This is a genomic window from Sphingomonas adhaesiva (assembly GCF_036946125.1).
GTDB lineage: Bacteria > Pseudomonadota > Alphaproteobacteria > Sphingomonadales > Sphingomonadaceae > Sphingomonas > Sphingomonas adhaesiva_A.
In genome coordinates this window covers 1,404,508-1,429,271 of the sequence record NZ_JAQIJT010000002.1, presented here as the reverse complement: position 1 = coordinate 1,429,271, position 24,764 = coordinate 1,404,508, and the positions used below count along the sequence as shown (strand labels likewise).

25 protein-coding genes are annotated in these 24,764 nt (G+C 69.2%); 21 read left to right on the top strand and 4 right to left on the bottom strand.

Going from position 1 to position 24,764, the window contains the following annotated elements:
* Nucleotides 1-23: 23 nt before the first annotated feature.
* The 9 genes from PGN23_RS13085 to PGN23_RS13045 all read left to right on the top strand — a co-directional run bounded on the left by PGN23_RS13085 (nt 24) and on the right by PGN23_RS13045 (nt 7,626).
* On the top strand, nt 24-1,115 hold the full coding sequence (locus PGN23_RS13085; RefSeq protein ID WP_335304601.1) for a Zn-dependent alcohol dehydrogenase: 1,092 nt from the start codon (nt 24-26) through the stop codon (nt 1,113-1,115).
* Entirely contained in the window at nt 1,112-2,167 is a 1,056-nt protein-coding gene (locus tag PGN23_RS13080) for a phosphotransferase family protein (protein WP_335303360.1), read from the top strand. The genes PGN23_RS13085 and PGN23_RS13080 overlap by 4 nt, the downstream gene beginning before the upstream one ends.
* 116 nt (nt 2,168-2,283) lie before the next feature.
* Complete coding sequence (locus tag PGN23_RS13075) at nt 2,284-3,048, top strand: SDR family NAD(P)-dependent oxidoreductase (protein ID WP_335303359.1); 765 nt, start codon at nt 2,284-2,286, stop codon at nt 3,046-3,048.
* A gap of 105 nt (nt 3,049-3,153) precedes the next feature.
* Nucleotides 3,154-3,951, top strand: a complete 798-nt coding sequence (locus PGN23_RS13070; RefSeq protein WP_335303357.1) for an SDR family NAD(P)-dependent oxidoreductase — start codon at nt 3,154-3,156, stop codon at nt 3,949-3,951.
* Nucleotides 3,952-4,041: 90 nt separating this feature from the next.
* The gene (locus tag PGN23_RS13065) at nt 4,042-5,004 is read left to right on the top strand and encodes an IS1595 family transposase (RefSeq protein ID WP_335303356.1); all 963 of its coding nucleotides are present in this window, start codon (nt 4,042-4,044) and stop codon (nt 5,002-5,004) included.
* A 379-nt stretch (nt 5,005-5,383) separates the two neighbouring features.
* The gene (locus PGN23_RS13060; RefSeq protein WP_335303355.1) at nt 5,384-6,202 is read left to right on the top strand and encodes a hypothetical protein; all 819 of its coding nucleotides are present in this window, start codon (nt 5,384-5,386) and stop codon (nt 6,200-6,202) included.
* Nucleotides 6,195-6,347 (top strand): hypothetical protein, encoded by a 153-nt coding sequence (locus PGN23_RS13055; RefSeq protein WP_335303354.1) that lies wholly within the window; start codon nt 6,195-6,197, stop codon nt 6,345-6,347. The genes PGN23_RS13060 and PGN23_RS13055 overlap by 8 nt, the downstream gene beginning before the upstream one ends.
* 63 nt (nt 6,348-6,410) lie before the next feature.
* Complete coding sequence (locus tag PGN23_RS13050; RefSeq protein ID WP_335303353.1) at nt 6,411-7,025, top strand: hypothetical protein; 615 nt, start codon at nt 6,411-6,413, stop codon at nt 7,023-7,025.
* 445 nt (nt 7,026-7,470) lie between these two features.
* Nucleotides 7,471-7,626, top strand: coding sequence for a hypothetical protein (locus tag PGN23_RS13045; RefSeq protein ID WP_335303352.1), 156 nt, complete (start codon nt 7,471-7,473; stop codon nt 7,624-7,626).
* A gap of 49 nt (nt 7,627-7,675) precedes the next feature.
* Here the strand turns inward: PGN23_RS13045 and PGN23_RS13040 are convergent, their stop codons facing one another.
* The gene (locus tag PGN23_RS13040; protein WP_335303351.1) at nt 7,676-9,895 is read right to left on the bottom strand and encodes a hypothetical protein; all 2,220 of its coding nucleotides are present in this window, start codon (nt 9,893-9,895) and stop codon (nt 7,676-7,678) included.
* Nucleotides 9,896-10,113: 218 nt separating this feature from the next.
* On the opposite strand from PGN23_RS13040, the gene PGN23_RS13035 reads away from it, so the two are divergent.
* Genes PGN23_RS13035 through PGN23_RS13025 form a run of 3 tightly spaced genes read left to right on the top strand, consistent with a single transcriptional unit; the run spans nt 10,114 to nt 13,745 of the window.
* Complete coding sequence (locus PGN23_RS13035; RefSeq protein ID WP_335303350.1) at nt 10,114-11,295, top strand: hypothetical protein; 1,182 nt, start codon at nt 10,114-10,116, stop codon at nt 11,293-11,295.
* Nucleotides 11,296-11,352: 57 nt separating this feature from the next.
* Nucleotides 11,353-12,399 (top strand): DUF2336 domain-containing protein, encoded by a 1,047-nt coding sequence (locus tag PGN23_RS13030; RefSeq protein WP_335303348.1) that lies wholly within the window; start codon nt 11,353-11,355, stop codon nt 12,397-12,399.
* Complete coding sequence (locus tag PGN23_RS13025) at nt 12,396-13,745, top strand: sensor histidine kinase (protein ID WP_335303347.1); 1,350 nt, start codon at nt 12,396-12,398, stop codon at nt 13,743-13,745. The genes PGN23_RS13030 and PGN23_RS13025 overlap by 4 nt, the downstream gene beginning before the upstream one ends.
* On the opposite strand, the gene PGN23_RS13020 is transcribed toward PGN23_RS13025, so the two are convergent.
* Nucleotides 13,736-14,170 carry a hypothetical protein gene (locus PGN23_RS13020; protein ID WP_335303345.1) on the bottom strand — a complete coding sequence of 145 codons (435 nt, stop codon included), beginning with the start codon at nt 14,168-14,170 and terminating at the stop codon, nt 13,736-13,738. The two genes, PGN23_RS13025 and PGN23_RS13020, sit on opposite strands and share 10 nt — an antisense overlap.
* Nucleotides 14,171-14,301: 131 nt before the next feature.
* On the opposite strand from PGN23_RS13020, the gene PGN23_RS13015 reads away from it, so the two are divergent.
* The 4 genes from PGN23_RS13015 to moaC are packed head-to-tail and all read left to right on the top strand — an operon-like array spanning nt 14,302 to nt 17,135.
* The gene (locus PGN23_RS13015; protein ID WP_335304600.1) at nt 14,302-14,886 is read left to right on the top strand and encodes an anthranilate synthase component II; all 585 of its coding nucleotides are present in this window, start codon (nt 14,302-14,304) and stop codon (nt 14,884-14,886) included.
* Nucleotides 14,883-15,878 (top strand): anthranilate phosphoribosyltransferase, encoded by a 996-nt coding sequence (gene trpD, locus PGN23_RS13010; protein ID WP_335303343.1) that lies wholly within the window; start codon nt 14,883-14,885, stop codon nt 15,876-15,878. Before PGN23_RS13015 ends, trpD begins: the two co-directional genes overlap by 4 nt.
* Entirely contained in the window at nt 15,875-16,660 is a 786-nt protein-coding gene (gene trpC, locus PGN23_RS13005) for an indole-3-glycerol phosphate synthase TrpC (protein ID WP_335303342.1), read from the top strand. The genes trpD and trpC overlap by 4 nt, the downstream gene beginning before the upstream one ends.
* Before the next feature lies 1 nt (nt 16,661).
* The gene (gene moaC / locus PGN23_RS13000) at nt 16,662-17,135 is read left to right on the top strand and encodes a cyclic pyranopterin monophosphate synthase MoaC (RefSeq protein WP_335303341.1); all 474 of its coding nucleotides are present in this window, start codon (nt 16,662-16,664) and stop codon (nt 17,133-17,135) included.
* On the opposite strand, the gene PGN23_RS12995 is transcribed toward moaC, so the two are convergent.
* The gene (locus PGN23_RS12995) at nt 17,132-17,566 is read right to left on the bottom strand and encodes a hypothetical protein (protein WP_335303340.1); all 435 of its coding nucleotides are present in this window, start codon (nt 17,564-17,566) and stop codon (nt 17,132-17,134) included. The two genes, moaC and PGN23_RS12995, sit on opposite strands and share 4 nt — an antisense overlap.
* Nucleotides 17,567-17,634: 68 nt before the next feature.
* Here PGN23_RS12995 and PGN23_RS12990 point away from each other — a divergent pair, with 68 nt between their 5' ends.
* Both PGN23_RS12990 and lexA read left to right on the top strand, forming a co-directional pair.
* Nucleotides 17,635-18,816 carry a molybdopterin molybdotransferase MoeA gene (locus PGN23_RS12990; RefSeq protein WP_335303339.1) on the top strand — a complete coding sequence of 394 codons (1,182 nt, stop codon included), beginning with the start codon at nt 17,635-17,637 and terminating at the stop codon, nt 18,814-18,816.
* Between the two features lie 61 nt (nt 18,817-18,877).
* Nucleotides 18,878-19,540 carry a transcriptional repressor LexA gene (lexA, locus tag PGN23_RS12985; RefSeq protein WP_335303337.1) on the top strand — a complete coding sequence of 221 codons (663 nt, stop codon included), beginning with the start codon at nt 18,878-18,880 and terminating at the stop codon, nt 19,538-19,540.
* Here the strand turns inward: lexA and PGN23_RS12980 are convergent.
* A complete protein-coding gene (locus PGN23_RS12980; protein ID WP_335303336.1) occupies nt 19,531-21,765 on the bottom strand; it encodes a ComEC/Rec2 family competence protein in 2,235 nt (744 codons plus the stop codon). The genes lexA and PGN23_RS12980 overlap by 10 nt on opposite strands.
* 30 nt (nt 21,766-21,795) lie before the next feature.
* Here PGN23_RS12980 and gltX point away from each other — a divergent pair, with 30 nt between their 5' ends.
* The 3 genes from gltX to PGN23_RS12965 are packed head-to-tail and all read left to right on the top strand — an operon-like array spanning nt 21,796 to nt 24,734.
* On the top strand, nt 21,796-23,235 hold the full coding sequence (gene gltX / locus PGN23_RS12975; RefSeq protein WP_335303335.1) for a glutamate--tRNA ligase: 1,440 nt from the start codon (nt 21,796-21,798) through the stop codon (nt 23,233-23,235).
* 11 nt (nt 23,236-23,246) lie between these two features.
* Complete coding sequence (gene gltA / locus PGN23_RS12970) at nt 23,247-24,530, top strand: citrate synthase (protein WP_335303334.1); 1,284 nt, start codon at nt 23,247-23,249, stop codon at nt 24,528-24,530.
* A 3-nt stretch (nt 24,531-24,533) separates the two neighbouring features.
* Nucleotides 24,534-24,734, top strand: a complete 201-nt coding sequence (locus tag PGN23_RS12965) for a hypothetical protein (RefSeq protein ID WP_335303332.1) — start codon at nt 24,534-24,536, stop codon at nt 24,732-24,734.
* Nucleotides 24,735-24,764: the final 30 nt, after the last annotated feature.

Sequence of the window (24,764 nt, the reverse complement as noted above, 5' to 3'; positions counted from 1 at the left end):
CCGCAAGAGGGGGAGGAACCGGAATCGTGAAAGCCGCCGTCCTGTTCGAAACCAAGAAGCCGCTGGAGGTGGCCGACGTTCTCGTCGCCAATCCGGGTCCGCACGAGGTGCTGATCCGCACCGTCGCGGTCGGCGTGTGCCGGTCCGACCTGCATTTCGTCGACGGTGCCTATCCGCATCCGCTGCCCGCGATCCCCGGTCACGAGGCCGCCGGCGTGGTGGAGGCGGTGGGCAGCGAGGTGCGCACCGTGAAGGTGGGCGACCATGTCGTCACCTGTCTCTCCGCCTTTTGCGGGCATTGCGAATTCTGCATCACCGGGCGGATGTTCCTGTGCGTCAGCGCCGAGACGCGGCGGGGCAAGAACGACGCGCCGCGGCTCACGCTGGCGGACGGCGGTGCGGTCAACCAGATGCTGAACCTCAGCGCCTATGCCGAGATGATGCTGGTCCACGAGCATGCGTGCGTCGCGATCGACCGCGACATGCCGCTCGACCGTGCCGCGCTGATCGGCTGCGCGGTGACGACGGGCGCGGGCGCGGTATTCAACACCAACGACGTGTCGCCGGGCGAGACGGTGTGCGTGGTCGGCTGCGGCGGGATCGGCCTGGCTGCGGTCAACGCCGCGAAGATCGCGGGGGCGGGCAAGATCATCGCGCTCGATCCGGTGCCCGAGAAGCGCGCGATCGCGGAGAAGCTGGGCGCGACGCATACGTTCGACGCGATGGCGGACGATGTCGTCGCCGAGGTGGTCGAACTGTCGAGGGGCGGCGTCCATCACGCGATCGAGGCGGTCGGGCGCCCGCAGTCGGCGGCGACGACCGTGTCCGTGCTGCGGCGCGGCGGTACCGCGACGATCCTGGGCATGATGCCGCTCGGCGAGAAGGTCGGGCTGTCGGCGATGGACCTGCTGTCGGGCAAGCGGCTGCAGGGCGGATTGATGGGATCGAACCGCTTCCCGGTCGACATTCCCCGGCTGGTCGATTTCTATCAGCGCGGGATGCTCGACCTGGATACCATCATCGCCGAGCGGCTGCCGCTCGACCGGATCAACCATGCGTTCGACGAGCTCCGCAAGGGCGACGCGACGCGCAGCGTGATTACGTTCGACCAATGACCGACGCCAGCCTCCAGGAAGAGATCGCCGAGCGCGATCGGCTCGACACCGACCGGCTTGCGGCATGGATGCGCGAGCGCGTGCCGGGGTTCGACGGGCCGCTGACCTACGCCAAGTTCGCGGGCGGCCAGTCGAACCCGACGTACAAGCTGATGACGCCGGGCACCAATTACGTCCTGCGGCGCAAGCCGATGGGCGAGCTGTTGCCGTCGGCGCATCAGGTCGATCGCGAATATCGCGTGATGGCGGCGCTGCATCCGACCGGCTTTCCGGTGCCGCGGCAATATGGGTTGTGCGAGGACGACGGCGTCATCGGCTCCGCCTTCTACGTGATGGAGATGGTCGACGGCCGCACGATCTGGGACGGCGCGATGCCCGAGCTGACGCCCGAGCAGCGGCGCGACCATTATCATGCGATGATCGACGTGCTGGCCGACCTGCACAACACCGATCACGAGAGCATCGGGCTGGGCGATTTCGGGCGACCGGGCAATTACTTCGAGCGCCAGGTCAGCCGCTGGACCAAACAGTATCGCGGTGCCGAGACCGAGCATATGCCGGCGATGGAATCGCTGATCGAGTGGCTACCGCGCACCCTGCCCGAGCAGACGCGGACCTCGATCGTCCACGGCGACTACCGCGTCGACAATATGAAGTTCGCGCCCGGCACCGAGCCGCGCGTGGCGGCGGTGCTCGACTGGGAGCTGTGCACGCTGGGCGATCCGACCGCGGACCTGACCTATTATCTGATGAGCTGGGTGACCGAGCCGGAGGGGCGATCCGGCGTGATGGGGCTGACGGGGCCGGAGACGGGCATCCCGCCGCTGGAGGAAATGGTCGCGCGTTATTGCGCGCGGACCGGGCGTGACGGGCTGCCCCAGCTCGACTGGTATTTCGCGTTCAACCTCTTCCGCCTCGCCAGCATCGTGCAGGGGATCAAGAAGCGCTTCCTGATCGGCACCGCGAGCAACGCCAAGGCGGAGGAGACCGCCAAGCGGGTGCCGATGCTGGCGGATGCGGCCTGGGGCTTCGCGCAGAAGGCGGGGGCGTAACGGCGCTTCGTCATCCCCGCGCAGGCGGGGATCCAGACGCGTGAGGTATCGATGGAGGCGCCACGGCAGCGCCTCTGGATTCCCGCCTTCGCGGGAATGACGGGAGAGGGAATGACATGTCGCTGTTCGATCTGACCGGAAAGGTCGTGCTCATCACCGGGTCCTCGCGCGGGATCGGCAAGGCATCCGCGATCGCCTGTGCCGAGCAGGGAGCGAAGATCGTCATCTCCAGCCGCAAGCAGGATGCCTGCGACGCGGTCGCGGAGGAGATCAACGCGCGCTTCGGTGACGGCACCGCGATCGCGGTCGCCGCCAATATCTCCGACAAGGCAGGGCTTCAGGCGCTGGTCGATGCGGCGCGCGCGGCGTTCGGGCGGATCGACGTGCTGGTCTGCAATGCCGCATCGAACCCCTATTACGGGCCGCAGGAGGGGATCGCGGACGAGCAGTTCCGCAAGATCCTCGACAACAACATCATCTCCAACCACTGGCTGGTGCAGATGGTCGCCCCCGAGATGAAGGAGCGCGGAGACGGATCGATCGTGATCGTCTCCTCGATCGGGGGCCTGCGCGGGTCGACCGTGATCGGCGCCTATTGCATCAGCAAGGCCGCCGACATGCAGCTCGCGCGCAATCTGGCGCACGAATATGGCAAGCACGGCATCCGCGTGAACTGCATCGCACCCGGCCTCATCAAGACCGATTTCGCCAAGGCGCTGTGGGAGGACGAGGCGGCGGTCGCCGAGCGCAACCGCACCACGCCGCTGCGCCGCATCGGCGAGCCGGAAGAGATCGCGGGTGCGGTCGTCTATCTCGCCAGCCGCGCGAGCGGTTTCATGACCGGGCAGACGATGGTGATCGACGGGGGCGTGACGATCTGAACCGCCGCGCCCGCCACGCCGGCCCCGTGCCGGGGTTCACCGTGCGGCGGGTGCTTCGTATCGAATTCCGTGCCGGAGCGTACGGCCCGGCGAAGGGAGACTGGCATGCGCTTTCAGGACAAATCGATCATCGTCACCGGGGCCGGCTCGGGCATCGGACGTGCCGCGGCGACGCTATTCGCGCGCGAGGGCGGCAAGGTGGTCGTCGCCGACATCAACGAGACGGCCGATGCGACCGCGCAGGCGATCCGGGACGCCGGCGGCACCGCGGAGGCGATCCGGATCGACGCGGGGAAGGAAGAGGATGTGGTGAGGGCGGTCGCGCTGGCGGTCGAGACGTTCGGCGGGCTGGACGTGATGTTCGCCAACGCCGGCATCTCGGGCGGGATGGCGAACATCTTCGACACCGACGTATCGCTCATCACCGAAGTGCTGCGCGTCAACCTGATCGGTCCCTATCTAGCGGTGAAGCATGCCGCCCCGCGCATCGCCGAGCGTGGCGGCGGCGCGATCGTGCTGACCGCCAGCGTCGCGGGTATCCGCTCGGGCGCGGGATCGCCGGCGTATTCAGCGTCGAAGGCGGGGGTCATCAACCTGGCGATGACCTCGGCGCAGCAGCTGGCGGGGAGCAACGTCCGCGTCAACGCGCTGTGCCCCGGTCTGACCGAGACGGGCATGACCAAGCCCACGTTCGACTATGCGCGCGATGCGGGCAAGATGGACAAGGTCGGGCGGCTCAATCCGCTGCGCCGCGGGGCGCAACCGGATGAATTGGCGAAGGTTGCGCTGTTCCTCGCCAGCGACGATGCCAGCTATGTCAACGGACAGGCGCTGGCGGTCGACGGCGGCTTGTCGTCGAGCCATCCGGTCACCCGCCAGGAATATGGCAAGACCGCCGTCTGATTCTTCTACGACCTTGATATTTATTAGGCGATTATGCACTTTACAAACCCAGCCTGATTGAGTAGGACGGACGGCAAGGAGCAAGCCGTCATGTCCGTTCTGTCCAGCCCCCACTTTCACGATGAGACGGAAGCGTTCCGCTTCCTTGAAAGCATCGTGTGGGCGAACGGCGTGACGTGCCCGCACTGTGGTGTCGTGGGTGGCAAGGTTTACGACCTCGCTGGAGTGCGCGGTAAGCCGAGCGCGAAGTCGCCCGAAGGCGCGGTCCGTCATGGTCTGAAGAAGTGCGGCGAGTGCCGTAAGCAGTTCACGGTGAAGGTCGGAACCGTATTCGAGCATGCCCGCATGCCGCTCCACAAGATGCTCCAGGCCGTCCACCTGATGGTGTCGAGCAAGAAGGGCATCAGCGCTCACCAGCTTAGCCGGGTGCTAGAGGTGCAGTACAAGAGCGCGTGGTTCCTCGCTCACCGCATTCGCGAGGCAATGCGTTCCGGCGATCTGGCGCCCTTCGGCGGCAATGGTGGCGCTGTCGAAGTCGACGAGACCTTCATCGGCCGCATCAAGGGTGCCCCGGTCAAGCGCGCGTTCCACCACAAGATGAAGGTTCTGGCGCTGGTCGATCGCGAGACCGGTCGCGCTCGCACGATGGTTGTCGACAATGTGAGCGCCGCAACGCTGTTGCCCATCGTACAGGCGAACGTTGCTCGCGAAGCTACTGTGATGACGGACGAGGCTAACGCTTATCGCAAGCTGGGCGATCACTTCGCGGGCCATGGCTTCACCGCGCACGGTGCGGGTCAGTACGTGGACTACGCCAACCCGACGATCCACACGAACACGGTCGAGGGCTATTTCAGCATCTTCAAGCGCGGCATGAAGGGCGTCTATCAGCATTGCGGCGAGCAGCACCTACACCGCTACCTCGCGGAGTTCGAGTTCCGGTACAATCATCGTATCGCGAACGGCTTTGACGATCGCCAGCGGGGACGCGAGGCGCTGACGGGCATCACCGGCAAGCGTCTTACTTACGCAAGGCCTGACCTCGACGCCTAAGGGGGTAGCGGCACCACAAACCGGACGGCAGCGCTCGCGGTGGAATACGAAGCCGCACCGTCGCTACGCGAGGGATTCACAAAGAAAGGCGGCGGTGCTATGCACACCGCCGCCAGTTGGTTCGATCCGATTTTTGGCCCACCTCGAAGCCGCCGACCCTGCCAGGGGTTTGGCGGCTTCTCTACTTAGCCCGCGCCGCGTCCGTGAGCGTGACGACGGCTAGAGCAACCCTCCTGACGATCATCTTTCGCCTCCCGACGATTGTGCTGCGACTCGTCCTGTAGGCCATGGCTTCGAGCCATGCAAGACATCGCAGTCACTTTCTTGCTTATAGCGGAGAACAGCGATATGGAAAGCCAAACGCACCAGGAGCCCCACCATGAGTAACGGACCGGAAACACCCGTTCGCAGCCCTTCGTATCCCGTCTGGCCGCTGTCTGAAGCGATTACTGCCGTTCGAAAGATCGAGGCACAGTATCGCCGGTCGAAGGTGGATCGTGAGATTGCGGCGAAATTGATTGGCTACTCCGGGCTTAGCGGCCCTGCCAACAAAGCTCTCGCCGCGTTGGCGCAGTTTGGGTTGGTCGAGCGCGCCGGGAAGGGAGAAATGCGCGTGACGGATCGCGCTCGCGCGCTGCTCTACACGGATGATGCCGAGGAGAAGCGGCAAGAGCTTCAGGCGGCTGCCTTTGAGCCTCAGCTATTCCGGGAGTTGCAGGAGCGCTGGCCTAACATGATCCCGCCTGAGGACGGGGTGGTGATGTATCTCAACCGCAAGGGTTTCAATCAATCCGCAGTCCGCCCCGCGGCGAAGGCATATCGCCAGACATTACTCTTCATCGAGGAAGAGAGCGCCAGCGAAAGTCATGGTGAAGGCGTTCCGGCAGGTCCACCTACCAACGAGGACCAACCGCAAGAGCAAAGCATGGAACAGATTCCCGAAGCCCCCCCACAGCGCCTTATGGCGACTATGGCGACCGCCAGCCCCGGTGCGTTCGCGAATACCGAGCCAGCCGGAGGATTAAACAAGATCAACATGAACATCCGAGGTGACAAGGTGCATCTTGAGGGCCTGCTTGATCGTGCGGGACTAGCTGCTTTGGAGAAGAAGATTGCCGCTCTCAAGGAACTGCTCGATATGACCATTGAGCAGGTGTCGGCGGAAAATCAGAGCTTTAAGGCCAGCGGCGATGAATGAGGACAAACCCACCCAGCTCGACAAGTTCAAAGAAGCCGCGCGCCAGCTTGAAACGGACGACGACCCGGAGCGCTTCAAGGAGCGGGTGGGGAAACTGGTGAAGCACCGATCCCCGGAAGGCAGCGATGAACCTGAAAACAGGTAAACCGAGTCTTTTGAGTCGCTTAGCTCGGGTTGCGTAAGCCGCTGATTCTGCGATACTTTCCGCATGGACGCGACATACAACCTGAACGGCGGGTTCAAGCCGACCCTCAAGCGGTTTGCCGATCTGGACGGCCCGGACTTCTTCCCAACTCCGGCGTGGGCGACTCACGCGCTGATCGACAATGAGCAGTTCGAGGATGAGATTTGGGAGTGCGCCTGTGGCAACGGCGCGATGTCCGATGTCCTCGCACTCACCGGACAGCCAGTAGTCAGCACCGACCTCCACGATCGCGGCTACGGCGAAGGGGGCATCGACTTCCTCAAGAGCAACCGGCGCGCGGCGAATATCGTGACGAACCCACCATACAACGCTGCCGAAGGCTTTGTTGAGGCGGGGCTACGCAAGGCTGATCGCAAGTTCGCGCTTCTGTTGCGCCTTGCTTTCCTCGAAGGCGCGAACCGCCAGCGCACGATCTTCACCGCCGCCCCTCCGTCACGCGTTTGGGTGTTCAGCGAACGGATCACCTTTTACCCGGCAGGCGCTGTTCAAAAAGGCACCGGCACGACCGCATACGCGTGGTTTGTGTGGGACATTGCAAACCCGACCCCGACTGAACTTAAATGGTTCAAGCCGGGGTACAAAGCACGATACGCTCAGCCAAGTTCGCGCTTGAGGTAGTCCCGCCCCTCGGGGGTAATAGTAAGCGTACCGTTCTCAGCGTTCAGGTAGCCAAGCTTCACGAAGTTTGTGGCGCTCTCTTTGTGGCTGACGATGTTCCGGACGCGTTGCTCCCAAACAGCCTCGCGAGGTCGCGTTGGTGATGGAGCTTTATCGTCATCGGACAATGCGACATGGTTAGGAAGCTCGGCAACAAGCTCGTCAATAGAGGCCGATCCACCTGGACGAGCACTTAGATATTCAAGGCTCCCTAACGCTAGATCGTACTCGCTTGCACCTTTTCCCCTAGCCATTCCGCCCTCGCGACTCGGTTCCTGTGAAGGGGGATGCTGCGCGCTAGCGGCGCTGTTCGCAAGTGGGTTTGCAATCTACATAATCGCCATTTATTACGAAGTTCATTTCGCGGCATGTAGGGCGGCCTCAGTTCCAGGGGCGCCCTTCATGCGTGACGATCCGATGCGGCAGGCGATCGGGCGATCGCAAGGCAGCACGCGCCGGTCCTGCGGGATGCGGCTTTGCGGTGGTGGCGGGAGAGGTGAAGAAGCCGGCGAGCGACACCAAGGCCGCCACGACGCGCCCCCGCGCCATGATGGCGGCGTAGGGCGCGGGTCATTTCCGGCCGATCCCCCACCTGCGGGGCGGCGACCGCGTCAGCGCAGGCGCTCGATCGCCTGTGCCAGCGCGACGTAGAGCTTGCCCATGTCCGACGACAGCAGCGTCACGCCCAGCGGCGAGCCGTCGCGTTGCGCCAGGATCGTGCGCAGCATCGCTTCGAAATCGTGGATGTAGCGGTTCACCTGCTCGCGGAAATGGGGATTGTCGTCGTACAGCCGCGCCACGTCGCGCTGCTCGCTGCCGTCGAGCAGACGCACGGCGCGGCGGGTGAAGACGCCGCGATCGCCCTTGAGATAGGCGGCCCAGGCGCTGTCGGAGATTTCCGGCGCGAAGGTGCGGGTGAGGTCGATCGAGGCCGAGTTGAGCGCCTCGATCAGCAGCGATGCACGCCGCGCGAAGCTCTCGTGCTCGCTTTCCTCCGCAGCGGCCCGCGCTTCCTCGAGCCGCTGGTCGACCAAGGCGATCGTCGCCTCGATCCCCTGCAACTGCTGTTCCAGCCGCTCGCCGGCCCGGCCGGCCGCAGCGACCGCGGCTTCGGCGACCTGTGCCACCTGCTGGACCTGATTGGCGACGCCGCTCTCCACGGCACGCTCCAGCGCGGCGACGCCGGCGATCTCCATCGCGTTCGCGGCCTCGGGAATGACCCGCGACAGCGCTTCGCGCGCATGTTCCGCAGCGGTCGCAGCGGTTTCGCGGACCCGCAGCAGCGCCTCGAGCAGACGCGGGGCGGCTTCCTCGGTCAGGTCGTCGGCGCGGCGGGCAGCCTGTTCGACCGCATTGCCGATCAGGTCGGCCTGCCCGCGGCCCTTGTCGAGCACCTCGTTGAGCTTGACCGTCAGCGCCTCGACCGTGTGGCGCTGATCGGCGACGACCTGCGCGACCGCTTCGATCGCGTCATGCGTGCTTTCGGCGGCCGTGACGAGCGCGAGCAGTTCGGGCTTCGCGGCGACGACGACCTGCTTGGTGGCGGCGACGCGGGATTCGAGCCGGGCGATCGCCTCGGGCATCGTCTCGTCCATCTCGCGCGCGGCGGCGTCGAGCGCGACGAGCAGGTTCTCGGTCGTGGCGATGGTCCGCTCGGCGGTATCGTTGCCCATGTCCATCGCGCGGGTCAGCGCCTCGGTCGTGACCTGAAGCGCGCTGACGGTAGCGGCAAGTTGCTGGCTGCGCTCGGTACCGTTGACGTGCAGCGCCTCGAAGCGGGAATCGGCGCGGTTGAGGCCGTCCTCCAGCTGCGAGAACAAGGTGCGCCCGGACGCTTGCTGCGCATCGAGGCGGCTTGCGATCCGTTCGATCACGATCTCGATCAGCGAGATCCGCTCGGCCAGCGCCGCCGCACTCTCGTGAGCGGACTGGTCGAGCGCGGTCTGGTTGGCGCTGACCATGGCGAGCATCGCATCGCCCTGCGCCGCGATCCCCTTGCGCGATTCGTCGATCGCGGCGGCGGTGCGGTCGAGCAGCGCATCCACCGCCGCCGCGGCGTTGGACGTGACCGATTCGAGGCGCGCGCCGGCGGTCTCGCTAGTAACCTCCATCCGCTGCATATAGGCGGCGAGCTTCTCCGCGGCGCCGCTGGTCACCGTCTCCGCCTCGCGACCGCGTGCGGTCAGGGCGGCGACCTGCGCGTCGAGCGCGGCGGTATGCTCGCTGGCGACGATCGCCGCCTGATCGATCGACAGCGTCAGTTCGTGCGTTTCCTCCTGCGCGCGCGGCAGGGTGGAGAGCAGGTTCGTCAGGTGCGCACGCGCCGTCTCGGCCGAATGGGTGAGCGCGCGGGCATGGACGTCGGCCTGATCGATTTCCTCCGACAGCCCGCGCCCGATCGAGGCCAGCCGCGCGGTCGCGGCGTCGCCCAGGGCGGTCAGCAGGCGGACCTGCTCGGCCAGCGCGACGCGGCGTTCCTCGATCGCGGTGCCGAGCGCCGTGACGGTGCGGCCGAGCGATTCCGCCTCCGCCCGCATGTCGCGCGCGGTGGCGCCGAAGCGCTGCGCCTCGGCGCGGCTGGTGCGCAGCGTCACCAGCCAGACGATACCGGCAAGCGCAGGTACGGTAGCGGCCGCGGCACCGAACTGCGCCAGCGCGAGCGCCGGCATCGTCGCCAGCGAATCGCGCGCCAGCCAGACGAGCAGGCCGACCCAGGCGACCGCGACGACGAGCGCGATCCAGCCCAGTACCGGCGGGCGGGCGGGGTTGGTCTCGAACTCGTCACGGGACAGCTGGTAGATGGAGTCGTCGGTATCGGGCCGGTCGGTCATGGTCGACGGAAGGTCGCTTTCCAACGCTGGAGGAAGGGCGTGCGGGTTCGTGTCGGCGTCCACCGCATGAATGCCAATGATCGACGGCCCCCCGTTCATGGCGGCGGTTTAACACTTTTGTCGGATGGCGAAAGTCGTTTCCCGGCGCGTCGTCATCGCTTGATCGCATAAAGGCCGTATTGCCCGCCCGGGGGGCATTGCCTAACAGCCGCCACACGATGCTGGCCGGGCTACTCTTCGCAACGCACGAGGCGGACGACCGCCCCGGTACCCTAGCGGCGACGCTGCCCTTCGCCGCCGCGACGCTGATCGAATATCAGGCGCGGCTGCTGCTGGCGTGCGATGCGGCACAGATCGTGATCGTCGTGCAGCGGCTGACTCCCGAGCTGATCGGCGCCGTGGCGCGGATCGCGCGCCGCGGCGTGGCGGTGGATACGGTGCGCAGCGCGGGCGAGGCGCTGGCGAAGCTGCACCCGCTGGCGCGGATCGTCATGCTGGCCGACGGGCTGGTGACGACCGAGGGCGTCGTCAGCGCGCTGGCGGGCGAGGGCGGCGATGCGCTGCTGGTGGTGCCGGGCGCACAGGCCTCGACCGATTTCGAGCGGGTGGGCGGCGGATCGGCCTGGGCCGGGGTGGCGCGGATCGACGCGCGGCGGCTGGGCGATGCGGCGCAGATGCCGGAGGATTACGACCTGCAATCCACGCTGCTCCATGCCGCCGAACAGGCCGGCGCACGGCATGTCACGCTGCGGCTGGGCGATATGGAGCTTGGCCACGGGATCGAGCGCCGGGCGGCGGCGCTGGAGGATCGCGGGCGTGCGGTGCTCTCCGCCTCGATGGCGGTCAGGCCCGGCTGGTTCGAGCGACTGGTGCTGCGTCCGCTCGCCAAGCTGGCGATCCCGCCGATCGCGCGGCGCGCCATCTCCACCGTCGCGGTCGCGGGCGCCGCCGCAGCGGCGGCGGTCGCCGGCGTGGTGGCGATGCTGCTCGACGCGCCCGCGACCGGCATGATGGCGCTGCTGCTGGGGGCGATGATCGCGGAGATCGCGGGCGCGCTGGCGCTGTTCCGGGACGAGCCGGCGCTGATGCGGGGCAGCCGGGCGGCGGTGCTGGTGCTGCCGGCGATCGCGGCGCTCCTGCTGGGGCACGACGTCGATGCGCAGGGCGCGACGACCACCGCGCGGCTGCTGGCGCTGAGCGCGATCGCGGCAGGCGGTGTGGGCGAGCGTGCGGCGAGCGCGGTGCAGCGCCGCAGCTGGTGGGGGACCGCGCCGGCGTATCTGGCGGTGCTCGCGTTCTTCACGCTGATCGGCTGGCCGACGCTGGGGCTGGGGCTGATCGCGTCCTATGCGACGGTCACGCTGGCGGCCGCGGTCGAGGCGCTGCGGCGCCACGCTTAGTGCCGGATTAACGAACGTCGCGCTACAGCCGGCGCCATGTCCGCATCGCCCCTTCCCGTGACCGACGTTCTGGCGCGCGCCGCGACCGCGGATCGGCGCGTCGATGCGCGGCTGGCGACCGCGATCGCGGACATTTTCCTGCCCGAGCGCGACCGGCTGGACGAGCGCACCCGCGCCACGGTCGCCGCGCTGCTGGAGGCGACGGTCGCGGCGGCCGAGCGCGAGATCGCAGGGCATGCCGCGCGGTTGCTGGCCACCCGCGGCGCGGGCGAGGCGGCACAGCGCCTGAACGCGAACCATTCGCTGGCGCTGCCGCGGCTGGCGGCATCCGGGCTGTTGCGCGACGCGGACCTGATGGCGGAGCTGATCGCGCAGGCGCGGATCGACCTGATCGACGCGGCGCTGATCGCCAACCGCGCGCCCGGCAGCCGCGCGACGCTGTTGACGCGGCTGGCGGAGAGTCGGGACGGCGTGATCCGCAGCCGTGCGGTGACCTATATGGTGGCGGACAGCCGACGGCGGATGCCGAACGCGGCGCGGCGCGCGGACCTGCCGGTGGCGTTGCACCGGCGGCTGGCGTGGTGGATCGCGGCGGCCCTGCGCGAGCAGCTGGACGCGTTCGCGGACCCTGCGATCGACCGCGCGCTGGTGGAGGCGACGCAGCGCAGCCTGTCGGTGCACGAGGAGGGCGATCGCATCGCGATGCTCGCCGCGAGTCTGGCCGCCGCGATCGCGCCGGAGGTGACCGATCTGCCGCCCCTGATGGTCGATGCGCTGGTCGAGGGGAAGCTGGCGCTGTTCGTGGCGCTGCTGGCGCAGGCGGCGGGCGTCGATCCGGCGGAGGCGCGCGGGCTGGTGCTGGACGTCGACAGCGAGCGACTGTGGCTCGCGCTGCGCGGCGTCGGGCTGGCGCGCGCGGACATCGCACGGATCGGGTGGCTGCTGTGCGAGGCCGATGCGTGGCGCGACGCGGAGACGCTGGCGGACATGCTGGGGCCGGTGGGGGCGCTGGAGAGCGAGGCGGCGGCGCAGGTTGTCGCGCCGCTGACGCTGGATGCGGACTATCGCGCGGCGATCCGGGCGCTGGCGCGGGTGCAGCCGTGAGCGACGTGGTGATCCTGACGGCGGCGCTCGACGGCGACGACCGGCTGCGCGAGGCCGATGCGACCTTCGCGGCGATCAACGACCGGGCCGGCGGGCGCGTGGGCGCAGCGGTGGCGGTGCCGCAGTTCGCGGCGCTGGCCCGGCTGGCGCGGCGGCTGGGCATCCCGATCGAGCGCGCGGTGACGATCGCGGATGGGGACGTCGACCTGGATTGCTGGGTGAAGGCGGCGCCGCGCGAGCACGGCGTGGCGCTGGCGGTGTCGCTGATGCGCGAGCGGCCGGCGTGGCGCGCGCCCGCGGCGGCGGCGGAGGTACCGCCGCCGCCCGGCGCGGAGTGGACGTGGGAGGTCGATGCCGAGCTGCGCGTCACGCGGATCGCGCCGGAGGACGGCGCGCGCGCGGGATTCGACGCGACGGTCGCGCTGGCGTCTCCGCTGACGCGGCTGTTCGCGCTGGAGCCGGACGCATCGGGCGCCATGCCGCTGCTGGATGCGATGGCGGAACGCCGCGATTTCGACGGGCAACCCGCGACCCTTCGCGCCAACGCCACCCGGGTGATGCTGGCCGGGGCCGTCCGCGTCGATGCGGGGGGCAGTTTCGCGGGGTTCGTCGGGGGCACGTTCGCCGCGGAGAAGGTCGTGGCGGCCGCGCCCGCACGCGAATCGGGGCTGAGCGCGGCGTTCCATGCGCGGCTGGACCGGATGCTGCGCGGGCCGCTGGGGCGGATCGTGGCGAATGCGGACAGCATCAACGCCGGGTCGGAGGGGCCGCTCGACGCGCATTACACCGATTATGCGGCGGACATCGCGAGTGCGGGGCGGCATCTGATCGGTCTGGTCGACGATCTGGTCGATATGGAGGCGATCGAGCGCGACGATTTCACGACGGAACGCGACGCGATCGACCTCGCCGACCTGATGCGGCGCGCGGCCGGACTGCTGGCGGTGCGCGCGGCGGACAATGGCGTGACGATCGATCGATCGGAATGCGACCGGCCCATGCCCGCGATCGGCGAGTTCCGGCGCACGCTGCAGATCCTGGTCAACCTGATCGGCAACGCGGTGCGCTATTCGCCGCGCGGGGCGACGGTGTGGCTTCACCTCCAGCGCGACGGCGACCGCGTGGTGGCGATCGTCGCGGATCAGGGCAAGGGCATCGCGATCGAGGATCAGGCGCGCATCTTCGAGAAGTTCGAACGCGTCGATCCCAGCGAACAGGGGGGCAGCGGGCTGGGCCTGTATATCGCGCGCAAGCTGGCGCGCGCGATGGGCGGCGACCTGACCGTGGACAGCGCGCCGGGGATGGGCGCGCGGTTCATCCTGTCACTGCCCGCGGGTCAGGGCTGACGGCCACCGGGGATCATCGAGTCGTTCTTCTCCGCCGCGCGCTTCTCCGCGGCGAACGCCTGATTGATCGCCAGCGCGCAGCCCGTCTGGCCGCCGGTGCCGACCGGCGAACAGGTGTCGGGGATGCCGGCGCCGACGCGGCTCGCGCGATCGGCGACCGCGACGCGATTGGTCCACGCCTGGTTCTTCGCCGCGGGCTCGGCGGTGTTGCGCAATTCCTTGGGGATGCGGAACTGCTCCTCAGGGTTGATGCGGCTGCACACCACGATCTCGTCACCCTGCGCCTTCGGGCACGCCTCGCTGCCCTGAAGCTGTATGTTGCGGACCCGCTGCGGCGGGCGGCCGGTGTCGCCGACCGGCGCCGTCTGCGCCGTGGCGATCGCGGGGGACAGCAACAGAACGACCGTAAGCGCCGTACGCAACATCGACTTTCTCCTTACCCACGCGAACGCGCACCGTGGCGCTTTTATCCCCCCATTCGCGTATCGCGCGGATGACGATTCATTGCCGGACGGTAATGGTTGCGATGAAGGGCGCATCGGCTATGGCGGGCGGCATGATCCTGGTGGTCGACAATTACGACAGCTTCACCTGGAACCTGGTCCATTACGTGATGGAGCTGGGGGCCGAGGTGCGTGTGGTGCGCAACGATGCGCTGACGGCGGCGGAGGCGCTGGCGAGCGGGGCGGAGGCGATCCTGATCTCGCCCGGTCCCTGCACCCCGACGGAGGCGGGCATCAGCCTGGACCTGGTCGCGGCCTGCGCGGAGGCGCGCCGCCCGCTGTTCGGCGTGTGTCTGGGGCATCAGGCGATCGGTCAGCATTTCGGCGGCAAGGTGGTGCGCGGCGGGCTGATGCACGGCAAGACCTGCCCGGTCGAGCATGACGGGACCGGGGTGTTCTCGGGCCTGCCGTCCCCCTTCACCGCGACGCGCTACCATTCGCTGATCGTCACCGACGTGCCCGACATGCTGGCGGTGAACGCAAGCGCGGGCGATGCCTCCGTCATGGGCCTGCGTCACCGCGAGCTGCCGATCCACGGCGTGCAATTCCATCCCGAGAGCATCGCCACCGAACATGGCCACGACCTGATCGCCAATTTCCTCTCCATCGCCGGCGTGACGCACAAGGTCCTGACGTGACCGCGCATGTCGCGCTGCCCGACGCCCGCACGCCGCTGTCGCGCGAGGTTGCGGCGCAGGCGTTCGCCGACCTGCTCGACGCGCGCACCAGCGAGGCGGCGGTCGCCGATTTCCTGATCGCGCTGTCCGAGCGCGGCGAGAGCAGCACCGAGATCGCCGAGGCGGCGCGCGCGATGCGCGAGCGGCTGATCCCGGTCAGCGCCCCTGCCGGCGCGATCGACGTCTGTGGCACCGGGGGCGACGGGCAGCATACGCTCAACGTCTCGACCGCGGTCAGCCTGGTGGTCGCCGCCTGTGGCGTGCCGGTCGCCAAGCATGGCAACCGCGCCGCCTCGTCCAAGGCAGGCGCCGCGGATACGCTGGAGGCGCTGGGGCTGGATATGGACCGCGCCGGGGCGCTGGCGGAGGCGACCCTGCGCGACCTGGGCATCGGCTTCCTGTTCGCGGCGAATCATCACCCCGTCATGAAGCGGATCACGCCGATCCGCCGTCATATCGGGCGGCGCACGATCTTCAACCTGATGGGACCGCTCGCCAATCCGGCGCATGTCACGCGCCAGCTGATCGGGATCGCCCGGCCGGACTATGCGCCGGTCTATGCCGATGCGCTGGCGCAGCTCGGCACCGAGGCGGCGCTGGTCGTCGCGGGGGAGGAGGGGCTGGACGAAATCTCCGGCGCCGGGCCGACCCGGGTCGTCGCGATCGGCGCGGTGGCGATGGCGGAGCGGATCGCGCCCGAGGATGCCGGGGTCGCGCGCCACCCGACGCTGGCGATCCGGGGCGGCGACCCCGCGTACAACGCGGCGGCGCTCCGGCGGCTGCTGCGCGGCGAGCGGGGGGCTTATCGCGATGCGGTGATGCTCAACGCGGCGGCGGCGCTGGTGCTGGCAGGGACGGACACGGCATTGGCCGACGCCGCGGCGCGCGCCGGCGAGGTGCTCGACAATGGCGCGGCCGACCGGCTGCTCGACCGCTGGATCGCATATTCATGACCATTCTCGACACGATCTGCGCCACCAAGCGCGACGAGGTGGCGGCGCGCCGTGCCGCGGTTTCGATTGCGGAGCTGACCGCGCGTGCCGCCGCGCAGACGCCGCCGCGCGGCTTTCGCGCCGCGCTGGACCGCACCGCGGCGGCGGGGCGCCACGCGCTGATCGCGGAGATCAAGAAGGCCAGTCCGTCCAAGGGACTGATCCGTGAGGATTTCGATCCGCCCGCGCACGCGCGCGCTTATGCCGCGGGCGGGGCGACGTGCCTGTCGGTGCTGACCGACGCGCCCTATTTCCAGGGGGACGAGGCGTATCTGATCGCGGCGCGCGCGGCCTGCGACCTGCCGGTGCTGCGCAAGGACTTCACGGTCGACCCGTGGCAGATGCTGGAGGCGCGCAGCATCGGGGCGGACGCGATCCTGCTGATCGTCTCGGCGCTGGACGACGGGCGCCTCGCCGAGTGCGAGGCGGCGGCGATCGAGCAGGGGCTCGACGTGCTGATCGAGGTGCACGACGAGGCGGAGATGGAGCGCGCGGGGCGGCTTTCGTCGCGGCTGATCGGGGTCAACAACCGCGACCTGAAGACGTTCGAGGTCGACTTTCGCCGCACCTACGACCTGATGCGCCATGCGCCCGCGGGATGTACCTTCGTCGCGGAAAGCGGCCTGTCGTCGCGCGCTGACCTGGACGAACTGGCGGCGCACGGCGTGCATTGCTTCCTGATCGGCGAGGCGTTGATGCGGCAGGCGGATGTCGCCGCCGCCACGCGCGCGATGGTGGGGTGACGTGGCCGGGCTGACCCACCTGGATGCCGCAGGCGCGGCGCATATGGTCGACGTCGGCGACAAGGCGGTGACGCGGCGCGAGGGCGTGGCGACCGGGCGTATCCTGATGTCGGCCGCGGCGGTGGCGGCGATCCGCGACGGCGCGGTGAAGAAGGGCGACGTGATCGCGATCGCGCGGATCGCCGGGATCATGGGGGCCAAGCGGACCAGCGACCTGATCCCGCTGTGTCATCCGCTGCCGCTGACGCGCGTGTCGCTCGACCTGACGATCGAGGAGGACGGCGTCACCGTCACGGCGCTGGCGGCGACCGACGGCAAGACCGGGGTCGAGATGGAGGCGCTGACCGCGGTGACGGTGGCGCTGCTCACGATCTACGACATGGCCAAGGCGATCGACAAGGCGATGACGATCACCGCGGTGCGCCTGCTGGAAAAGCGCGGCGGGCGCTCGGGCGACTGGCGCGCGGAGAACTAGGTCGCCCGGCGCGGGCGGACCAGCGCCGCCATCCGGCAGGTGAACAGCACGAAGATCATGAAGGCGACCTGCATCGCGGGGCTGGGCACCGTCGCGAGCGCGCGCAGCAGCGGCGGGAAATAGAGGTGCGCGATGACCAGATTGTGCGCCACGTCCGCGACGATGATCGCGACCGTCATCGCCACGCCCCAGCGCGGCCGGACGAACAGCAGGACGATCGCCAGCGGATCGAGCACGCCCAGCGCGGTCCAGAAGGTGGTGCTGACGCGCGGATAGCCGCCGTAATCCCACAGCCAGCCATGCCGGTAGATCGCGGCCGCATGATTGTACGTCGCGCCCGCGAGGCACAGCGCGTAGATGAGCCGGAGCACCCGGGCGCGGGTATAGGCGCTGTCCTTCGATCCCATGATGGTGTTCCCCGTGCGATCCATCCATGCCTCTTGATCCGCCACGCGCCGCGCCGCAAGGCGGGACCCCGTCCACGATCGATCGACCCGCCATGTCCCTTCTACCCGTTGCCGAGGCCCAGGCCCGCGTCCTCGCGCTCGGGACGCCCGTGGCGGCGGAGACGGTGTCGCTGATCGAGGCGATCGGGCGCTGGTCGCTGGTGCCGGTCGTGGCACGGCGGACGCAGCCGTCGTGCGATCTGTCGGCGATGGACGGCTATGCGCTGCGGTTCGCGGACCTCGGCGGATCGCTGCGAGTGATCGGGGAAAGCGCCGCGGGCGCGGCGTTCGCGGGCACGGTGTCGGCGGGTGAGGCGGTGCGGATCTTCACCGGCGCGGCGATGCCCGCCGGGGCGGATACGGTGCTGGTGCAGGAGGAGGCGCGTCGGGACGGCGACCTGCTGGCGCTGGACGGGGAGGGGCCGGCGCATGCGGGGCGCAACGTGCGGCGGCGCGGGCTGGATTTCACGCAGGGCGACGTGCTGGTCGAGGCCGGCGAGCGGCTGACCGCGGCGCGGCTGGCCGTGGCGGCGACCGGCGGGGCGGGGCGGGTGACGGTCGCGCGCCGCGTGCGCGTCGCGCTGGCGGCGACCGGGGACGAGCTGGTCGAGCCGGGCGGGGAGGCGGGGGATGCGCTGCCCGAGTCGAACCGGCTGCTGCTGCGCGCGCTGCTCGCGGCCCTGCCGGTCGAGATCGTCGATCTGGGAATATTGCCCGACCGGCTGGACGTGCTGACGCGCGCCTTCGCCGATGTCGCGGCGGACGTGCTGGTGACGACGGGCGGGGCGTCGGTGGGCGACCATGATCTGGTGCGGCCGGCGCTGGAGGGGGCGGGGGTGACGCTCGACTTCTGGCGGATCGCGCTGCGCCCGGGCAAGCCGATGCTCGCGGGTCGCCGCGCGGACGGGATGGCGGTGGTCGGGCTGCCGGGCAATCCGGTGTCGGCGTTCGTCACCGCGCTGCTCTTCGTGCGGCCGCTGGTGGCGCATCTGGCGGGCGCGCGCGATCCGTATCCGGTGACGACGCGCGCGGTGCTGGGGGAGGATCTGCCCGCCAACAACGAGCGTACCGACTATCTGCGCGCGGTCCTGCGCGACGGGCGCGCCTATGCCTCTGCGATTCAAGACAGTTCGATGCTGCGCACGCTGTCGCGCGCGTCGTGCCTGATCGTGCGCCCCGCCGGAGCCGCGCCGGCGCGCGCTGGCGACTCGGCGGAAGTGCTGATGCTTGCTTGACGCAACCACAATCGTTCCTTAAAGGTTCGCAATCCGTTCGCACCTTCAGGGGAACAGGCACATGCTGACGCGAAAGCAGCACGAGCTGATCTGCTTCATTCAGGACCGCTTGAACGAAAGCGGCGTCTCGCCGTCGTTCGAGGAGATGAAGGACGCGCTCGAGCTGAAGAGCAAGTCCGGTGTCCACCGCCTCATCAGCGCGCTGGAGGAGCGGGGGTATCTGCGCCGCCTGCCGAACCGCGCGCGTGCGCTGGAGGTGCTGAAGTCGCCCGAGCGCGCCGATGCGAAGCGCGCGCCGGTCGCGGCGTCGCCCCGGCGCGCGGTTCCCGAGCCCGCGAACGACGTGATCGAAATCCCGCTCCACGGCCGCATCGCCGCGGGTGTCCCGATCGAGGCGTTCGAGGGGTCGACCACCCTGCCGGTACCGGCGGCGCTGCTGGGCAGCGGCGAGCATTTCGCGCTGGAGGTATCGGGCGATTCGATGGTCGAGGCGGGAATCTTCGACGGCGACTATGCGCTGATCCGGCGGCAGGACGTGGCGCACGACGGGGAGATCGTGGTCGCACTGATCGAGGAGAGCGAGGCCACGCTCAAATATTTCCGTCGGGAGGGCGCGATGGTGCGGCTCGACCCGGCGAACCGCTCCTACGATCCGCAACGCTACGCGCCCGCGCAGGTGCGGGTCCAGGGCAAGCTGGCGGGTCTGCTGCGTCGCTACGATTGAGGGGGCGAGGGGGGACGCGCCACACCAGCGGGATGCCGCGATGAAGCGGCGCGGGATGCCGTGATGCCGGGCGTTTGCCGTGGTGACGACGGGCGATAGTCGATCTCCGTGCGTCGCCACGGATGTTCGTCGCCGGCCGTGTTGACGGTCGTCGCGCGTGCGGTGGCGAAGGTGATCGCGATCCCTCCGGTGCGCGTCAGTGCGGTGCGATCGAGCGTCAGCCAGCGCGCCCGACAACGGCGGGGCAGGCGCCGGTCGCTGACCACCACGTCCGCGGCGGCACATCGGGGGATCAGCAGCATCGTCGGGATCAGATAGCCGCTGCGGGTCGCCAGAACCCGCCAGCGCCGGTCGCCGGCGACGCGCTCCATCGAGCAGAGGTCGCGGTTGCAGCGCGCGCCCGGCGTGTCGGACAGCAGCGCCGGCTCGCCGTCCAGGCCCGCACCCTGCGCCAGCGTGTCGCGCATATAGTCGCCGGTGCGATCGCGCAGGATCGAGAGGCCCCCGGCGGCGTCGCGCCACGCCAGATGACGCCCGTCGCCGCTGACGATCAGGTCGGGGGCGGGGATCAGCAAGGCCCAGGCAGCCCCCGCGGCCAGCGGGACGATCCCCGCGCGGCGCCACCGCGTGCGCCACAGCGCAATCCACAGACCGCCCGCGACCATCAGGCCGAACGCCGCCGGCGGCATCTGCGGCAGCGCGGTCACCGCGCCGGGCAAGGCCGCGACCGTCCGCGCGATCCACAGCAGCAGGTTCGTCGCGGCCTCGGTCACGCGCCACGCCGGCCAGCCGAGCCCGACGGCGTCGAGCAGGAGCGCGATCGCTTCGGCGGGCATCACGACGAACGTCGTCAGCGGGATCGCGACGATATTGGCCAGCGCGCCGAACAGTCCCGCCTTGTGAAAATGATAGGCCGCGATCGGCATCAGCGCGACCTCGACGACGACCCCCGTCAGCAGCAGCGCGGCGAGGTGCCGCGCGAGCTTTCGCGCCCACCCCTCGTCACGTGGGAGGAGCGTCGCGCGGACCCGCGGATGCTCGTGGAGGGCGATGATCGCGGTGACCGCGGCGAACGACAGCTGGAAGCTGGGGCTGACGATCGCCTCCGGCCAGACCAGCAGCACGACCAGCGCGCCCACCGCCACCAGCCGCAGCGTCACCGCCTCGCGCCCCAGCGCCAGCGCGGTCAGAACCATCAGCGCCGCGACGCAGCTGCGGATCGTCGGTACCTGTGCGCCCGTGATCCAGGTGTAGCCGATCGCGGCGAGCGCCCCGAGCGCGGCGGCGAGCAGGGGAATGCGTCCCGTGAGCGCAAGCCGCGGCCACAATGCCAGCAACCGCATCGCGAGCCACATGACGATCCCGACCGCGGCGGTGATGTGCAGCCCGCTGACCGACAGCAGGTGCGCGAGGCCGGCGCGGCGCATCGCCTCCGCATCGTCCTCGGCAATGGCGCCGGTGTCGCCGGTGGCGAGCGCGGCGGCGATCCCGCCCGCGCTGCCGGGCAAGCGCGACTGGATGTGCGTGGTCAACCGCTGCCGCACGCCGGAGTCGCTTGCGCCCGGCGACACGATCGCGATCGGGGCGAAGCCGCGCCCGGTCGCGCCGATGCCGTCGAACCACGCGACGCGGGCGAAGTCATAGGCGCCGGGCACGGCGGGCGCGGGCGGCGGCATCAGGCGGGCGCGAAGGCCGAGCGTCGCCCCCGCGGTCAGCCCGGCGGGAGTGACATCGCTCGGCAGGTTCACGCGGATACGGACCGGGGCGGGATCGGGCGCCTCCTGCCAGCGCAGCCGGTCGAGCGTGACGCGCGTCAGCTCGCGGGCGGGCAACGGCTCGATGCGAACGACACGGCCCGACAGCGTCGCCACCACCGGCCGAGCGAGAACGGGCGCGGCGACACGCTCGGCGCGGGTCCAGGCGAGCGTCAGGCCCAGCGCGACCATCGCCGCCGCCGTCGCCACGGCCACCGCGGCGCGACCGCCGCGTCCGGCCGCCATCGCCCCCGCCGCGACCGCTGCCGCGCACAGCAGCGCCACGATCCAGTCACGCGTCTGCGGAAGGACGAACCACGCCGCCGCCCCCGCGCCGAGCATCACGGGCAGCCACAGCACCAGCTGGTCGCGTTCCGCCTCCAGCCAGCGCTCGCAGCGATCGCGCGCGACGCGCACCGTTTGTCGCACGCGCGCGGCTTTGCTAGGGGCGGGCGCGGCGATACTGGCCATGGCGTTTTTCCAGACTGGGAGCATGCGCGCGTGAGCGCAACCGATAATCCTTCGACCGCAACGGCCCCCAAGACCGGCCGCGTCGTGACGCGCTTCGCGCCGTCGCCCACCGGCTTCCTGCACATCGGCGGCGCGCGCACCGCGCTGTTCAACCTGCTGTTCGCGCGCCATCACGGCGGCACGTTCCTGCTGCGGATCGAGGATACCGATCGCGCGCGCTCGACCCAGCCTGCGATCGACGCGATCCTGGAGGGGATGCGCTGGCTGGGCCTCGATTGGGACGGCGAGGAGGTCTACCAGTTCGCGCGCGCGGAGCGGCATGCCGAGGTGGCGCGCGCGATGGTGGAGGGCGGGCACGCCTATCGCTGCTACCTGACGAACGAGGAGCTGGCCGCGATGCGCGAGGAAGCGCAGGCGGCGAAGAAGCCGTTGCGCATCCGCTCGCCGTGGAGGGAGCGGACCGACTGGCCGGCGGACAAGCCCTATGTCGTGCGGCTGCGCGCGCCTAGCGAGGGCGCGACGACGATCCACGACCGCGTCCAGGGCGAGGTGACGGTGCAGAATGCGGAGCTGGACGACCTGGTCCTGCTGCGTTCCGACGGCACGCCCACCTATATGCTCGCGGTGGTGGTCGACGACCATGACATGGGGGTGACCCACGTCATCCGCGGCGACGACCATCTGAACAACGCATTCCGGCAATTGCCGATCTATCGCGCGAACGGCTGGCCCGAGCCGGTCTATGCGCACATCCCGCTGATCCACGGGCCGGACGGCGCCAAGCTGTCGAAGCGGCACGGCGCGGTCGGGATCGAGGCGTATCGCGACGAGATGGGCATCCTGCCCGAGGCGCTGGGCAATTACCTGCTGCGGCTGGGCTGGGGGCATGGCGACGACGAGATCATCGCGCGCGAGGAGGCGATCCGCTGGTTCGAGCTCGATTCGGTCGGCAAGTCGCCGAGCCGGTTCGACATCAAGAAGCTGGAGAACCTGAACGGCCACTATATCCGCGCCAGCGACGATGCGCGGCTGGCGGATCTGGTGGCGGCGCGCCTGGAGTTCGCCTCCGACGATACCCGGCGTTCGATCCTGCGCGCGGCGATGCCCGCGCTGAAGCCGCGCGCCGCCAATCTGAACGAACTGGCCGATGGCGCCGCCTTCCTCTTCGCATCGCGCCCGCTCGCGATCGACGAGGCGGCGGCACCGCTGCTGGCGGGTGCGGCGCCCGCCTTGCTCGTACGGCTGCACAGCGCGCTTGACGCGGTGCACAACTGGGATACGGAGAGCACCGAAGCTGCGGTGCGGCAGGTGGCGGAGGATGCGGGCGTCAAGCTCGGTCAGGTCGCCCAGCCGCTCCGCGTCGCCCTCACCGGACGCAAGACGTCGCCCGGCATCTTCGACGTACTCGTCCTTCTAGGGCGCGAGGAAAGCCTGGCACGGATCGCCGACCATATGCCCCGCGGGGAATGACAGGAGACGACATGACCGAAGCCGCCAAGTTCTCGCTTTCGGGCAAGGAGCACGACTATCCGGTGCTGTCCGGTTCGGTCGGGCCCGACGTGGTCGACATCCGCAAGCTGTATGCGCAGACGGGTGCGTTCACCTACGACCCCGGCTTCACCTCGACCGCGTCGTGCCAGTCGACGCTGACCTATATCGACGGCGACGAGGGCGTTCTCCTGCACCGCGGCTATCCGATCGGCGAGCTGGCCGAGCAGTCCAGCTTCATGGAGGTATGCTACCTGCTGCTGAACGGCGAGCTGCCGACGAAGGACGAGCTCGACAAGTTCAGCTGGACGATCAGCCGCCATACGATGGTGCACGAGCAGCTGGCGCAGTTCTTCCGCGGCTTCCGCCGCGACGCGCACCCGATGGCGATCATGTGCGGCGTCGTCGGCGCGCTGTCGGCCTTCTATCACGATTCGACCGACATCCACGACCCGCAGCAGCGCATGATCGCGTCGCACCGGCTGATCGCGAAGATGCCGACGATCGCGGCGATGGCGTACAAGTACAGTGTCGGGCAGCCGTTCCTGTATCCGGACAATTCGCTCAGCTACACCGGCAATTTCCTGCGCATGACGTTCGGGGTTCCCGCCGAGCCGTACGAGGTGAATCCGGCGGTCGAGCGGGCGATGGATCGCATCTTCATCCTGCACGCCGATCACGAGCAGAATGCGTCGACCTCGACCGTGCGTCTGGCGGGTTCGTCGGGCGCCAATCCGTTCGCGTGCATCGCGGCCGGCATCGCGTGCCTGTGGGGACCGGCGCATGGCGGCGCGAACGAGGCGGCGCTCAACATGCTGCGCGAGATCGGCACGCCGGACAAGATCCCGGAATATATCGCGCGCGCCAAGGACAAGAACGACCCGTTCCGCCTGATGGGCTTCGGACACCGCGTCTACAAGAACTACGATCCGCGCGCGACCGTGATGCAGAAGACGGTGCGCGAGGTGTTCGAGGCGCTGAACGTGCAGGATCCGCTGTTCGAGACGGCGCTGCGACTGGAAGAGATCGCGCTGAATGACGAATATTTCGTCGAGAAGAAGCTGTTCCCGAACGTCGATTTCTATTCCGGCGTGATCCTGTCGGCAATCGGCTTCCCGACCAGCATGTTCACCGTGCTGTTCGCGCTGGCGCGCACGGTCGGCTGGGTGGCGCAGTGGAACGAGATGATTACCGATCCCGACCAGAAGATCGGCCGTCCGCGTCAGCTGTACACCGGCCCGACGCAGCGCCCCTACGTCCCCGTCGCGCAGCGCTGAGGCGTGCGGCGGCTCCGCCCGATCCTGATCGCGGTGGGCGTCATGCTGACGCTCACCGGGTTGCTGTGGATCGGGCAGGGGCTGGGGTATGTCCACTGGCCCCAATCGAGCTTCATGCTCGACCAGCGGGTATGGGCGGATTACGGCGCCGCGCTGGCGGTCGCCGGATTGCTGATGGTGCTGCTCGGGCGGCGGATGCGGTGATCGCGTCGATGCGGTGATTGAGTCATCGCG

What these genes read in the sequence shown, in the direction of transcription:
- PGN23_RS13080 (WP_335303360.1), top strand. Translation starts at nt 1,112, where the DNA reads ATGACCGACGCCAGCCTCCAGGAAGAGATCGCCGAGCGCGATCGGCTC.
- PGN23_RS13075 (WP_335303359.1), top strand. Translation starts at nt 2,284, where the DNA reads ATGTCGCTGTTCGATCTGACCGGAAAGGTCGTGCTCATCACCGGGTCC.
- PGN23_RS13070 (WP_335303357.1), top strand. Translation starts at nt 3,154, where the DNA reads ATGCGCTTTCAGGACAAATCGATCATCGTCACCGGGGCCGGCTCGGGC.
- PGN23_RS13065 (WP_335303356.1), top strand. Translation starts at nt 4,042, where the DNA reads ATGTCCGTTCTGTCCAGCCCCCACTTTCACGATGAGACGGAAGCGTTC.
- PGN23_RS13060 (WP_335303355.1), top strand. Translation starts at nt 5,384, where the DNA reads ATGAGTAACGGACCGGAAACACCCGTTCGCAGCCCTTCGTATCCCGTC.
- PGN23_RS13055 (WP_335303354.1), top strand. Translation starts at nt 6,195, where the DNA reads ATGAATGAGGACAAACCCACCCAGCTCGACAAGTTCAAAGAAGCCGCG.
- PGN23_RS13050 (WP_335303353.1), top strand. Translation starts at nt 6,411, where the DNA reads ATGGACGCGACATACAACCTGAACGGCGGGTTCAAGCCGACCCTCAAG.
- PGN23_RS13040 (WP_335303351.1), bottom strand. Translation starts at nt 9,895, where the DNA reads ATGACCGACCGGCCCGATACCGACGACTCCATCTACCAGCTGTCCCGT.
- PGN23_RS13035 (WP_335303350.1), top strand. Translation starts at nt 10,114, where the DNA reads ATGCTGGCCGGGCTACTCTTCGCAACGCACGAGGCGGACGACCGCCCC.
- PGN23_RS13020 (WP_335303345.1), bottom strand. Translation starts at nt 14,170, where the DNA reads ATGTTGCGTACGGCGCTTACGGTCGTTCTGTTGCTGTCCCCCGCGATC.
- PGN23_RS13015 (WP_335304600.1), top strand. Translation starts at nt 14,302, where the DNA reads ATGATCCTGGTGGTCGACAATTACGACAGCTTCACCTGGAACCTGGTC.
- trpC (WP_335303342.1), top strand. Translation starts at nt 15,875, where the DNA reads ATGACCATTCTCGACACGATCTGCGCCACCAAGCGCGACGAGGTGGCG.
- PGN23_RS12995 (WP_335303340.1), bottom strand. Translation starts at nt 17,566, where the DNA reads ATGGATCGCACGGGGAACACCATCATGGGATCGAAGGACAGCGCCTAT.
- PGN23_RS12990 (WP_335303339.1), top strand. Translation starts at nt 17,635, where the DNA reads ATGTCCCTTCTACCCGTTGCCGAGGCCCAGGCCCGCGTCCTCGCGCTC.
- lexA (WP_335303337.1), top strand. Translation starts at nt 18,878, where the DNA reads ATGCTGACGCGAAAGCAGCACGAGCTGATCTGCTTCATTCAGGACCGC.
- PGN23_RS12980 (WP_335303336.1), bottom strand. Translation starts at nt 21,765, where the DNA reads ATGGCCAGTATCGCCGCGCCCGCCCCTAGCAAAGCCGCGCGCGTGCGA.
- gltA (WP_335303334.1), top strand. Translation starts at nt 23,247, where the DNA reads ATGACCGAAGCCGCCAAGTTCTCGCTTTCGGGCAAGGAGCACGACTAT.